The sequence below is a fragment of the Kriegella aquimaris genome, from assembly GCF_900103215.1.
GTDB classification, from domain to species: Bacteria; Bacteroidota; Bacteroidia; order Flavobacteriales; family Flavobacteriaceae; genus Kriegella; species Kriegella aquimaris.
The window spans coordinates 1-13784 of sequence record NZ_FNGV01000010.1 but is presented as its reverse complement, the minus strand read 5'-3'; the positions used below and the strand labels follow the sequence as shown (position 1 = coordinate 13784).

The window sequence follows — 13784 nt, the reverse complement described above, 5'->3', positions numbered from 1 at the left end:
TAAAAAACGCACAAAAAATAACACCGGCAAAATAGAAGAAAATACGGTAAATATGTTGTTCTCCTATAGGCATAAACTGAATAGTTGATTGTGTTTCAACAACATTCGTTAATAAGTATTTTCTTACATTTTTATACTTTTTTTAGAATTATTCTGTTTAGTAAGAATTAGGTATCGATTTTTATAGTATCGATTTGAGAAAAATAATATAAGGCAACGAGCATGTCGAATATTTAAACAAAAAAAGTATGGCCCCAAAACTTAATTCAATCCTACTGGTTGATGATGACCCAGCCACGAATTTCGTACATCGATTCGTAATTAAAAAAACAAAACTGACGGAAAAAGTCACGGTTGTAGAAAATGGTAAAGAAGCATTGGATTATCTCCAATCTAACGATAATGAACCCAAGCCCAATATCATTTTTTTGGATATCAACATGCCAATTATGAACGGTTGGCAGTTTTTAGAAGAATATGAAAGATTGAACGCCAACACACAAGGTGACATTGTCTTGATAATGTTGACAACTTCATTAAACCCAGACGATTTAAGTAAAGCCAATACCTTTACAACAATTAATGGGTATCGTAATAAGCCATTGACTACTAAAATGATTGAAGAAATTGTTGAAGAATACTTTGTGCCAACTAAATAAAATTCTTGTTTTTACTTGCACATAAGATGCCCTTTTTTAGTAAGTATGTTGGTACAGTAGTACTATTATCCTACGGCTATTAAGAATCCTCACATAAAAATTTCAGATTTTTTTCTTGCCCTTGGTCGTTTTAGCTAATCACAACTTCTTTTTGATCTTTACTAAAAGTAAGGGTAGGCCAAAATTTATTTTTAAAATTATATGACCATCGAATTAAAGGCTATAAAGTCTAGAAATATTAAGTATATGAGCTTATCCGTATTGGCGATAAGTATAATCGTTATTGGTTTATGGCTGTTTAATATTCGAGCGATTTTGTCTATTATCCCTGGTGCGACACCCATGGAATATATTACTGCTCTTTCTTTCTTTCTGTTAAGTGTGGGGGTATTGGCCTCACAAAGAAAATCTACCCTTTTTTTAATCATTAATAGGGCCACTATTACTTGTGTTCTAATCCTTGCCCTGGTAACGATTGGCGAATATTTATTTGGTAATAACTTTGGTCTTAATATCTCATTTGTAAATGACACCTATGCTTTAAAATTTCCGGGGAGAATGTCTCTTGCGACGGCAATTTCGTTCTTTTTGGTAGGGATTTCAACTTGGGGAATGGATTCAAAATCCGAAAAAATAAAAAGATTTACCAATTTCATTTATTTCGCAGTTATATTACTAAATTTTGTTGCCATAATTCTCTATATACTAAATATCCCAGGGAATTATACCGGTTTTATGATCCCCATACCAATTCATACCTCCTTTATTCTATTTTGGTTTACAGGCTTTTTATCCTATAAAAATGCCACTGAAGATTTTAATACATTACTGTTTGGCAAATATGCGGGAAGCAAGCTAATAAGAACGGTGGTCCCCTATAATTTTACAGCGGTCATAGTTATGGGCTTAGGGTTTATATACCTAATTAATAACCATATAATAGTTTTCAATAGTGGCTTTGTTGTTTATACCATCATTGCAGTTTCGGTTTCAGTTATTCACGTTTTTGTGATAGCCATTCAATTGAACAATGCTGAGCATGAAAGAAACATGTATGAAAAAGCATTTCATGCTTCAACTAAAGAAATTGAGCAGTACAAAGTGGCTTTAGATAGTAGTTCTCTTGTTGATATTACAGATGCCAATGGTAAAATCATATCTGTTAATGATAAATTTTGCGAGGTATCTAATTATGACCGACATGAACTTATCGGAAAAACCCATAAAATCATTAATTCGGACCATCATTCAAAGGAGTTCTTTGCAGACTTATGGGGCCAAATTAAAAAAGGTGAAATATGGGCAGGAGGTATCAAAAATAGAACCAAGGAAGGTATATTTTATTGGGTACATACGGCAATCATACCCTTTAAGAATGAACTTGGAGAAATTTACCAGTTCTTGACCATTAGACAAGACATAACCAAACATACAACGTTAGCTGTTCAATATGAGAACCTTAAAGCAAAGAACAAAGAAATTGAACAATTTACCTATATAGCCTCCCACGATTTGCAAGAACCCTTGAGAACGGTAAGAAGCATGATCGACATTTTACAGGAACAGTATTCCGCTGAATTAGATGATGATGCCCGAATGTCCCTAAATTTCATGACAGAGGCGACCGATAGAATGAGCTCATTGATAAAAGGGCTTCTGGACTATTCTAGAATTGGTCGCGAAAAAGAACTGATCACTATTGATAGCAATGAGACGATTCGTGAAATAACCGATGACCTGACGGCTATAATAAAAAGAAAAAACACCGTAATTACAACGGATAAACTGCCGATTTTAAAAGCTTACGGCATAGAGATTCGCCTGCTGTTCCAGAATTTGATTAGCAATGCCATAAAATTTCAAAAAGAAGGGGCCACACCAAGAATTCACATATCGGCAAAAGAAGATACTAACTATTTCAAATTCTCAGTAAAAGACAATGGTATCGGTATTTCAGAAGAAGACAGCCGTAATGTTTTTGCCATTTTTAACCAACTCAATAAGCGAGATGCTTATGAGGGAACCGGTATTGGTCTCGCTCATTGTGAGAAGATAGTCCATTTGCACGGAGGCCAGATATGGGTGGACTCTAAAGAAAATGAAGGAAGCACATTTTACTTTACGATACTGAGAAATTTTATTTAATGCTTCAAAAAAATCGAATTATTAGAATGATTTATTTCGTTAATAAAAAATGAAACGCATTACAAAAAGCCTATAAAATATTGATAATTAAAGTATTAATAAATATACCCGTAATGCATTTAAGCTAAGTTTACTTTTAAGTTGTTTATGGTTAAGGTAAAGGCATATCCTCTACAAAGTCAGCGTCACATTAATAATGTTTTTACTTATAGTATGAAGAAGGCAGTCTTTAAAATTTATGTTGTTCCTATAGTTGTTAGTGATAAAAGCTGTTGAACAGTCATTAAATGAAATTTTCAAGTTTTTTTGTGTATCTGGTTGGCCTAGTAAATCACAACTTCTGTTTCATTTTCATTAAAAATAAGCGAAGGCCAAAATTTATTTTTTAAAAAAGTTATATGTCCATAGATATAAAGGCTACTAAGTCTAGAAATATTAAATATATGAGCTTATCCGCCTTGGCGATGAGTATCATCGTTATTGGTTTATGGCTGTTTAATATTCGAGCGATTCTCTATATTATCCCTGGTGTGACACCGATGGAATTTATTACTGCACTTTCTTTCTTTCTGTTAAGTGTGGGGGTATTGGCCGCACAAAGAAAATCCACTATTTTTTTAATCATAAATAGAGCCACTATTACTTGTGTTCTAATCATTGCCCTAGTAACGATTGGTCAAGATTTATTTGGTAATAACTTTGGTTTTAATACCTCATTTGTAAATGACACCTATGCTTTAAAATTTCCGGGGAGAATGTCTCTCGCGACGGCAATTTGTTTCTTTTTGGCAGGAATTTCAACTTGGGGAATGGATTCAAAATCCGAAAAAATAAAACGATTTACCAATTTCATTTATTTAGCAGTTATATTACTAAATTTCGTTACCGTAATTATCTTCATATTAAATATTCCAGGAAATGATGCCGGTTTTCTGATACCCATACCCATTCACACCTCTTTAGTTTTATTCTTGTATTCTGGCTATTTATTCCACAAAAATGCCACCGTAGGTCTGAACAGATTGGTATTGGGTAAATATGCGGGAAGCAGGGTAGTAAGAACGGTGGTTCCCTATAATTTTGCTGCCATTATGATTATGGGGCTTATATACTTATACCTAATTAATAATAATATAACTGATGCAAATACAGGTTTTATTATTTATTCCATCTTCGGGGTTTTTGCTGCCTGTGTTTACCCTTTTGTGATAGCCATTCAATTGAACCATTCACAATTTGACAAAAACACGTTTGAAAAAGCATTTCGTGCATCAATGCAAGAAACAAAGCAGTACAAAGAAGCGTTGGATGCTAGTTCTCTTGTTGATATCACTGATGCCAATGGCACTATTATTTCTGTTAATGATAAATTTTGTGAAACATCAAATTATGAACGAAACGAACTTATCGGAAATACCCATAAGTTCATTAATTCCGGCCACCATTCAAAAGAGTTCTTTGCTGAACTCTGGACAACAATTAAAAGTGGCGAGGTTTGGAGCGGAGGAATTAGAAATAAGACCAAGGACGGTGTATTTTATTGGGTACATACGGCAATCATACCCTTTATAAATGAGTTTGGAGAAATTTACCAGTTCTTGACCATTAGACAAGACATAACCAAACATACATTGTTGTCTACTCAATATGAGAGCCTTAAAGCAAAGAATAAGGAAATTGAACAATTTACATTTATTGCCTCCCATGATTTGCAAGAACCCTTGAGAACGGTAAGAAGCATGATCGACATTTTACAAGAAGAATACTCCCTTGAATTAGATGAAGATGCCCTAATGTCCCTAAATTTCATGACAGAGGCGACAGATAGAATGAGTTCATTGATAAAAGGGCTTCTAGACTACTCTAGAATTGGTCGCGAAAAAGAACTGATCACTATTGATAGCAATGAAACGGTTCGTGAAATAACCGATGACCTGGCGGCTATAATTAAAAGGAAAAACACCGTAATTACAACGGATAAACTGCCGATTTTAAAAGCTTACGGTATAGAGATTCGCCTGCTGTTCCAGAATTTGATTAGCAATGCCATAAAATTTCAAAAGGAAGGGGCCACTCCTAGAATTCACATATCGGCAAAAGAGGATACTAATTATTTCAAATTCTCAGTGAAAGACAATGGTATCGGTATTCCAGAAGAAGACAGTCGTAATGTTTTTGCCATTTTTCAACGTCTTAATAAGCGAGATGCTTATGAGGGTACCGGTATTGGTCTCGCTCATTGTGAAAAGATAGTCCATTTGCACGGAGGCGAGATATGGGTGGATTCTAAAGAAAATGAAGGAAGCACATTTAACTTTACGATACTGAAAAATTTTATTTAATGATCAAAATTTATTTTTTCTTCGAATTATAATTAAAGTGATGCTCTGCGTTAAGTAAAAATGGAACGTATTATAAAAAGCCAACAACATAAGGTTTAGGGAATCACAACTTCCTTTTAATCTTTATTAAAAATAGCGAAAGCCCAAAGTTTATTTTTAAAAATAAATAGTATGTCGATAGAATTAAAGGCAAAGAAGTCAAAAAACATTAAGAATATCAGCTTATCTGTATTGGCCATAAGTATAATTGTCATTAGCGGATGGTTATTTAATATACGCCCCATTTTAACTGTCATCCCTGGTGTTCCACCAATGGAATTTAGTACTGCGCTTTCTTTCTTTTTATCAAGTTTGGGAGTATTGGCCGCACAAAGAAAATCAACTCTTTTTTTAATTTTAAATAGGGCCACTATTAGTGGTGTTCTGATCATTGCCTTGGTAACGATTGGTCAATATTTTTTTGATTTTAATTTTAGTATTGACACCCTATTCATAAATAATACCTATGCTACAGCGTTTCCGGGAAAAATGTCTCTTGCTGCAGCAATTTGTTTCTTTTTATTAGGAATTTCAATATGGGGAATGTATTCAAAATCGGAAAAAATAAATGCAATTATCGAACTTGTTTTTCTTGCTATAATTTTAGTAAATGCGGCTGCCGTAATTATCTTCATTTTAAATATTATTGGAAATGATGCCGGTTTTCTGTTGCTCATACCAATTCACTCCTCTCTAATTTTATTCTGGTTTTCTAGTATTTTATCTCACAAAAATGCTGATAAAGCGTTTAATGATTTGCTTTTTAGCAACTATATAGGCAGCAAGTTAATGAGAACGTCCGGCCATTTTGTTTTTACATTGATTATGGTACAGGGCCTTGTACTATTATACCTCATTAATTACGATATAGTAGATGTGAATGCCGGAATTATTGTTTATTCCATCGTTGCAATTTTTCTTTCAATGAGCAACATTTTTACAGTGGCAATACGATTAAACAATGCAGAACAGGAAAAAGTAAAGTATGAGAATGCATTACATGCATCGATACAAGAAACAAAGCAGTACAAAGAAGCGTTGGATGCTAGTTCTCTTGTTGATATCACAGATGCCAATGGCACTATTATTTCTGTTAATGATAAATTTTGTGAAACATCAAATTATGAACGAAACGAACTTATCGGAAAAACACACCAAATCATAAATTCGGGCCACCATTCAAAGGAGTTCTTTACAGACTTATGGGGCCAAATTAAAAAAGGTGAAATATGGGCATAAAAATGAAGTAACATGACCCTATTTCACGAATATGCCTTTTTTGATGGATTAGCCGCCAACTGATCATCCGAACTTGGCTTGGTTTCAGAATTTTCCATTTCCAAAATCAGATTGGCAATCAGGGCGGTCCACCCCGTTTGATGTGAAGCTCCGAGCCCATTACCATTATCGCCATCAAAAAATTCATAAAAGAGATGATGGTCTTTAAAATCTTCGTTTTTTGAATACTTTTTTTGCGGACTATCGGCGTGATATTGGAATTTGCCTTCTGAATTTCGCTCAAACAAACGAATCAGTCTTTTAGTCAGCTCATTGGCGATTTCATTTAGGTTGATTTTATTTCCCGAACCGGTAGGGAATTCATACAGATAAGTATCCCCATAAAAGGAATAGTACTTGCGTAGTGATTGAATAATCAAATAGTTCAATGGCATCCAAATGGGCCCACGCCAGTTGGAATTACCCCCGAACATATTGGAGCGGCTCTCGCCTGGTTCATATTCAATTCTATGTTGCCCGTGATGTTCAAAGACAAACGGATTTTCTTTATGGTATTTACTAAGGGAACGAATTCCATAATCAGATAGAAACTCATCTTCGTCCAAAAGTCTTTTAAGCAAGTGCTCCAACCTAAAACCGCGCATGATTGAAAACAGATAATTCCCGTCTTCATTTTCTTCTTCGATACGTGAAATCAGTGATGCCAAGTCTGGGCGCGTTCTTACTATCGCGGCAGCCCTGTTTTTAAATTCCTTAAGGTTTTCAAAGAAGTCTTTATTGATAACTTCTACGGCAAACATCGGAATGATTCCCACCAACGACCGCACTTTCATCCGACTCATCACCCCACTTGACATTTCAACCACGTCATAATAAAAATTGTCGGTATCGTCCCAGAGCGAGATTTCTTTTTGTCCGATGTGATGCATGGCCCATGCAATATTCAGGAAGTGCCTGAAAAATTTTGAAGCAGCCTCTTCGTAGTTAGGATTGGTCTTTGCCAGTTCCAACGACATCTGAAACATGTTCAAGGTGAACATGGCCATCCAACTAGTGGCATCGGCCTGTTGCATTCTTGTGATACCCGGTGGCATATGATTTCGGTCAAAAACCCCTATGTTGTCCAATCCTAAAAAACCTCCTTCAAAAAGATCAGTGCCATGCTTGTCTTTCTGGTTGACCCACCAGGTAAAGTTAATAAGCAGCTTACGGAACGTTTTCTCCAAAAAATCGGTATCACCTTGCCCCTTTCGCTCTTTATCTTTCGTATACACATTCCAGACGGCCCAAGAATGCACCGGCGGATTAACATCGCTGAAATTCCACTCATAGGCCGGTATCTGCCCATTGGGGTGCATATAATTCTCTTTTAATACCAAAAGCAGCTGTTCTTTGGCAAATACGGGGTCTATTTCAACAAATGAAACCATATGGAAAGCCAAGTCCCAAGCGGCATACCATGGATACTCCCATTTATCGGGCATTGAGATGATATCTCTATTGGTAAGGTGCTGCCAACCAAAATTTCTCGCGTTTGCACGGTATGGCTTTTCCTCTCCCGGTCCTCCAAAAAGCCATTTGAACACATCGTTATAATAGAATTGCTTGGTCCATAAAAGTCCCGAAAATGCACTCTTGGCGATTTGCTGATGAGCTTCCGGTAAATCCTTTTTTATCACAGCACCATAAAATTCTTCGCATTCCTTGATTCTTCGGTCGAACACATTGTCAAATTCGGTCCATGGATTCTTCAACTTGTTTTTGCTGAGTCGCACTTTTATAATCTTCTCCTCCCCTTTCTTTAGTCTGAATTTGTGCCATGAGGCCATTTTGGATCCACTCTTTTTTGGGTTAACACTGCTCTTACCCGACACCACATGGTCATTGATGCCGTCTTTTACATACTCAACTTTATTGGGCACCCCATAAATACGATTGTTATTCGTCTCATTCTCGCAAAAAAGCTGCGCTCCATTTTCATGGTAAAGAAAATGAGTGCCGTTACGAACACTTTTTGCTTTTACACAACTCTCTGAAACCGATTGCACTTTTGGTCGGGAAAACCGCTTGTTATGTTTCCAGAAATTTCGAAACCAGAGATGGGGAAGAATGTGAATATCTGCTGCTTTGCTACCACGGTTCACAACGGTGACCTTCATTAGAATATCGTCTATATCGGCCTTCGCATATTCAATATAACAATCAAAATAGGCGTTGTTCTTAAAACAATCGGTATCAAGCAGCTCATACTCGGGTAGCTCACGGCCACGCTGGTTCATTTCTACCAATTTGTCATACGGAAATGCCGCATGCGGGTATTTATACAGGTACTTGCAATAGGAATGTGTAGGGGTAGAAACCTGATGAAAATAGAGCTCCTTTACATCTTCTCCGTGGTTCCCCTGATTGTTGGTCAGACCAAAGAGTCGTTCTTTTAGCATGGAATCCTTTCCATTCCAAAAGGCCGGTGCCAGACACAATATCTCTTTGGAGTCACAGAAACCTGCTATACCCTCTTCACCCCATCTATAGGCATTACTCCTGGCTTTTTCATGGTCTACAAACTCCCATGCATGGCCATATTCGCTATAATCTTCACGCACCGTTCCCCATTGCCTCTCTGCTAGGTAAGGACCCCATTTTTTCCAGTTGGTATTATTACCTGAAATTGACAGCCTGTCGCTTTCCTTATTCTTTGTAGCCATTTTGTAACGGTTTGATAGATTGCTATTTGTAAAAGTCTAAGCTCTGACAAACAAATTCGAAATTCAGAGTGTTGGTCTGACTCCCAGTAAAAGTTTCTTAAATTTTTCTTAAATACCACTAAAATAAGGGCTTATAGACAAAATTGGATCAATAACCAATTAGAATTGTTTCATCGGCAGTATTGATTAAATCTTTTTATGACATCCCAAAAAAACATTCTATAAATTGAGGAACCCTTATCTTGTTAAAAAGGAAAAAGGCCATAAAATCCGGGTGCCACAGTTGAATATCGATTTGTTTTATTCCATGAGCCCTTGAGAAATTCAATTCATGACTGTTGTCGGCACAGCGGTAGTAAATCGGTTTTTAAGTTACTGCCGACCATCGATTTGCCATAAAATACTTGGGCGCTTCTGGTCATGGGGGTTGGAAGCTTTTACCGACCATTTTTTACTCAGCTTCAAAACGGTAGAATTTTTACTGTTCAGATTAGTTACAATCTTCGCATAAACACAGCAATTGATTTTGATTCCTGATTCGGATTAACGGAGAAGTAATGTGTTGTACCTATTTTGTACCCACTAAAAAGAAAAAGCCTCTCGATTTCTCGAAAGGCCTGTCTTTGTTGGCGGTCCGGACGGGACTCAAATTTTTCAGAAAAACGTCCTGTTTCAAGGGCCTACCAAAGCCTCGCTTTTTGGGGGCACCGGCAGAATCGCTTTTTAATACATATTTAACACTTTGCGGAATGTACAGATCCTATTATAGGTAAGGAAATGGAAAAATCTTGTGTTCCATAAAAGGTATATTATCGAGAGTACTATAATAAGACCAAGAATAGGACTTATAATGGAAAGGCTTCCTTCCTATTTTAGAACAGTCTCATTAAGTGCCGGTTCTATGCACCATTCAAGTGTTTGTAGGCTATCTAAAAATTTTGGTGCTAGGGATTAATTCTGAGCTTTTGTGAAACCACCCCTTTCTAAAAATAGGCTACCAGAGCCAAAATCCCATTATATGAAATCACACAGGCAAATAAAAGCGCTGTTGCCAATCCAATATTAATCCAAATACTGGTTTTGTGATTTTTCATTATTTTCTTGTTGTTGATAAGCAAAAGTATTCCCACAATCACAATGGGGAGAACAAATACATTGAAGACCTGGGATACGATTTGCATCTCTATCGGATTAGCCCCAAAAATTGGAACTATCAAAGCGAATAAGCAGGCAAAAAACGTTATTATCCGGAACTGTTTTGAACTTGTATCCAACTCCCCCGATTGATAGTCAGCAACAAGAATCGGAGCAATCAACAAGCATGGGAAAATTGAGGATAAACCTGCGCTCAATGTTCCAAAGAAGAAAAGTGTCAAGGCAAATTTGCCAGCTACAGGTTCAAGGGTGTTTACCATATCCAAAACTTTTGTAACGGGTTGCCCCTGATGGAACAAAGCCCCACTAGCTACTGCCATTACAGAAGCACTTATAACGAATACGAGAATGGCGGCTATAATTGCATCTTTCTTTTGTTGCTTTAGGTTTTTAATTGTCCATCCTTTTCCTTTTACGAAAAGCGGTCTCGACAAAAAGGTGGCCGCGGCCATCGTGGTACCTACAAAGGCAGCGACCATCATCTGACCTCCTTCTACTTTAGGAACAGATGGAACCAAGCCTTGCAAAACTTCTAGCGGTAAGGGATAGACCATAAACAGGGATATTATGAAGGAAAGTCCCATTATGGTTACGAATATCACCAATATTTTTTCGAAGAAGGTGTACTTTCCGACCAGCAACAAGGCATACATAATGGCGATTACCACGATGGCAACGATGAGAACTGTTTCGTATCGAAAACCTTCAAGTTGCGGAAAATAAATGAGGAAAATTTCATAAATGATATTTGCTGAAATGCCCAATATGCCCATCAGCGAATTCCATTGTCCGAATGAAATACCAATAATAATCAAAATAGCAATGATTTTTCCTCCTTTAATGTGTCTCTTAAAACTATATAATGCTGTTTCTCCAGAAATTAGGGCATAGTTGCCATAGGCATACATCAACAGTCCGGAAAAAATACAACTCAGTAAAAGCACCCATAACAATTGCATTCCGTAAGTGCTCCCAGCTACGATCATCGATGTTACGCTTCCCGTACCAATAGTATAGCCGATAGCAAATATTCCAGGGCCAAATGCAAGCACGGCAGCAAGTACCATGTTTAAAATCGAACGATTTGCTTTTTGTGCTTCCATACGATTAGTTTCTCAATTTTGAGATTTTTTCTAGCGTCTCCCGAACCGTATTTTCTAATCCTTTAAAATCTTTATTGGCCAAGATTTCCTTACTAATGAGTTTTGAGCCCATGCCTACACAGGTAACCCCGGCATCGAACCACCCTCTGAGGTTAGCTTCATCGGTACTTACTCCACCCGTTGGCATTATGCTTGTCCAAGGTTGCGGACCTTTGATTCCTTTTACGAACCCAGGTCCGTAAAGATCACCGGGAAACAACTTTACGATTTCGCATCCGAGTTCTTCGGCTTTATTGATTTCGGTCAGGGAACCACAGCCTGGAGACCATAATACTTTTCTGCGGTTACAGACGATTGCAATATCTTCCCTCAATGAAGGGGTTACGATAAAATTGGCACCCATCTGCATAAAAAGTGATGCAGCAGCCGCATCGGTAATCGAGCCTACGCCCATGATCATACCGGGAAGTTCTTTAATGGCATATTTGTTCAATTCGGAAAACACTTCGAAAGCAAAATCGCCCCGAGCGGTAAATTCCATGAGCCTTGCCCCACCGTCATAACATGCTTTGAGTACTTTTTTTCCCAATGTGATATCGGGATGGTAAAATAAAGGAACCATTCCGTTTTCCTTCATTACCGAAGCTACTTCTATGCGTGAAAATTGTGCCATTATAATATTATTATTCTGTTAGTATTTTATTGAAATCATATTCCGAAGGATTTTTCAAATAACGCTTTGCAGCATCATAATCTGCTTCACTCAAATAATATAGATTTTGAAAGCATAGTTTTACAAATTCGGAATTAATATTTACCAAACGTGGGGCTATTTTTCCATCTTTATCTTGAATATCAGATAAAAAGAGGGGCGTCACCTCTCCTCTCGAATTGGCGGTTACCATGCAACCACTTTTTCCTTCGTCGAAAAGTTTTTTTACTCCAAGACCCAAAAGCGTACACAGGGTCAAGTCAAAGCCGATAGGTCGACAACATCTCAATTCGTAGCCCAGTTCAACAGGCCTGCTTTTGATATCGATGCCCAGCTCCTTAAGTTTTTGTTGAACGAGCATGTTAAATATGTGAGCCTTACTGACATTCCCCAGTTCAGGGTGCCCATGGTCGTCGTATGTAAAATTAATTCCACATTTATCCAACTCCGAATCGGACATATTATGAAATACCCCTTCGCTAATCAAAGCTACGCCATAATTAATGTTCTCGATTTTTCTTTTGATCATGGAGGAAATGACCATGCGAACCACCTTATCAAAAGTGATATTCGTGCTTTCGAACATTTCTGGAATGACCATCATCGGAAAATGACAGCTTGCAGCAATGCCAAATGCCAAATGACCCGCTGATCGCCCCATGGTCGACATCACAAACCAATTTTGACTGGTGCGGGCATCTTCATACGTAGTATTTCCGATGCGCACCCCTTCGTCTTTGGCCGAATGGAACCCGAAAGTCGGATTTCTATCGGGTAAGGGAAGGTCATTATCAATGGTTTTAGGAACATGGATGTTGGAGATGGAAATTCCTTCTTTTTTCAGGTATCCAGTAATTCTGTTGGCCGTAGAAGCGGTATCATCACCGCCAATACTGACCAACAGTTTTACATTATTTTCTAGAAAAAGGGAAGTGTTCAACTTTTCATCTTTCGGTTTGAACCGGCTCATGATCAAGGTCGAACCGCCTCTGCTGAATATGCGGTCGGCATGAAAAAAATCGAACTCCTTGATTTCCGGAGTTTCACTAAAAATCCCCTTAAAACCTTCATGTAGGCCCAGCACCCGATAACCGTCTTTTAAAAATGCTTTGGCGACGGTACTGATAACGGAATTTATACCCGGCGCGGGACCGCCGCCACAAAGAATCAATATGGATTTCTGATTTGACATTATTTCAAATTTCACATTAGTTATCTACTTTGTACTCAGTACTACATACTAAAAACTATCGTGCCACCCTACCGGAAGCATCGCCCCCCATGAGTTTCGCCACCTCGTCGACGGTCACCAGGTTGGCATCGCCCTTGATGGTGTGCTTCAGACAAGAGGCCGCCACGGCAAAGTCGAGCGCGTTCTGGTCGTCGTCGGGGTATTGCAGCAGGCCGTAGATCAGGCCGCCCATAAAGGAATCGCCCCCGCCTACGCGGTCGACGATATCGGTGATCTGGTACTGCCGGGTCTCGTACATCTTCTCGCCGTCGTAAAGTACGCCGGCCCAGGTATTGTGCGATGCTGAAATGGACCCCCTCAAGGTGGTGATCACCTTTTTCGCCTTCGGGAACTTTTTCATCATCTGCTTGCAGACCGATAGAAAGGCCTCGGCCTTTACCTCGCTGCCGTGCTTGTGCACGTCAAGGCCCTCGGGATGGATCCCGAAATGTTT

Annotated in this window: 9 protein-coding genes; 4 read left to right on the top strand and 5 right to left on the bottom strand. The window is 38.2% G+C overall.

Going from position 1 to position 13784, the window contains the following annotated elements; genetic code table 11:
* Positions 1-248: 248 nt before the first annotated feature.
* From BLS33_RS17140 to BLS33_RS17120, 4 genes are all read left to right on the top strand, one after another.
* Positions 249-659 carry a response regulator gene (locus BLS33_RS17140; RefSeq protein ID WP_089892379.1) on the top strand — a complete coding sequence of 137 codons (411 nt, stop codon included), beginning with the start codon at positions 249-251 and terminating at the stop codon, positions 657-659.
* 246 nt (positions 660-905) lie between these two features.
* Positions 906-2804 (top strand): sensor histidine kinase, encoded by a 1899-nt coding sequence (locus BLS33_RS17135; protein ID WP_176801423.1) that lies wholly within the window; start codon positions 906-908, stop codon positions 2802-2804.
* A 398-nt stretch (positions 2805-3202) separates the two neighbouring features.
* Positions 3203-5146 (top strand): sensor histidine kinase, encoded by a 1944-nt coding sequence (locus tag BLS33_RS17130; protein ID WP_089892374.1) that lies wholly within the window; start codon positions 3203-3205, stop codon positions 5144-5146.
* Positions 5147-5317: 171 nt separating this feature from the next.
* Complete coding sequence (locus BLS33_RS17120; protein ID WP_218129582.1) at positions 5318-6424, top strand: PAS domain S-box protein; 1107 nt, start codon at positions 5318-5320, stop codon at positions 6422-6424.
* A gap of 23 nt (positions 6425-6447) precedes the next feature.
* Here the strand turns inward: BLS33_RS17120 and BLS33_RS17115 are convergent, their stop codons facing one another.
* The 5 genes from BLS33_RS17115 to BLS33_RS17095 form a co-directional block, all read right to left on the bottom strand.
* Entirely contained in the window at positions 6448-9129 is a 2682-nt protein-coding gene (locus BLS33_RS17115) for an MGH1-like glycoside hydrolase domain-containing protein (RefSeq protein ID WP_089892363.1), read from the bottom strand.
* Between the two features lie 983 nt (positions 9130-10112).
* Positions 10113-11387, bottom strand: coding sequence for an Nramp family divalent metal transporter (locus tag BLS33_RS17110; protein ID WP_089892360.1), 1275 nt, complete (start codon positions 11385-11387; stop codon positions 10113-10115).
* Between the two features lie 4 nt (positions 11388-11391).
* Positions 11392-12060 carry a bifunctional 4-hydroxy-2-oxoglutarate aldolase/2-dehydro-3-deoxy-phosphogluconate aldolase gene (locus BLS33_RS17105; protein ID WP_089892357.1) on the bottom strand — a complete coding sequence of 223 codons (669 nt, stop codon included), beginning with the start codon at positions 12058-12060 and terminating at the stop codon, positions 11392-11394.
* 10 nt (positions 12061-12070) lie between these two features.
* Positions 12071-13291, bottom strand: a complete 1221-nt coding sequence (locus BLS33_RS17100; protein WP_089892354.1) for a 6-phosphofructokinase — start codon at positions 13289-13291, stop codon at positions 12071-12073.
* 55 nt (positions 13292-13346) lie between these two features.
* A partial coding sequence (locus BLS33_RS17095) for a PfkB family carbohydrate kinase (protein ID WP_245731514.1) occupies positions 13347-13784 on the bottom strand: 438 nt, incomplete at its 5' end.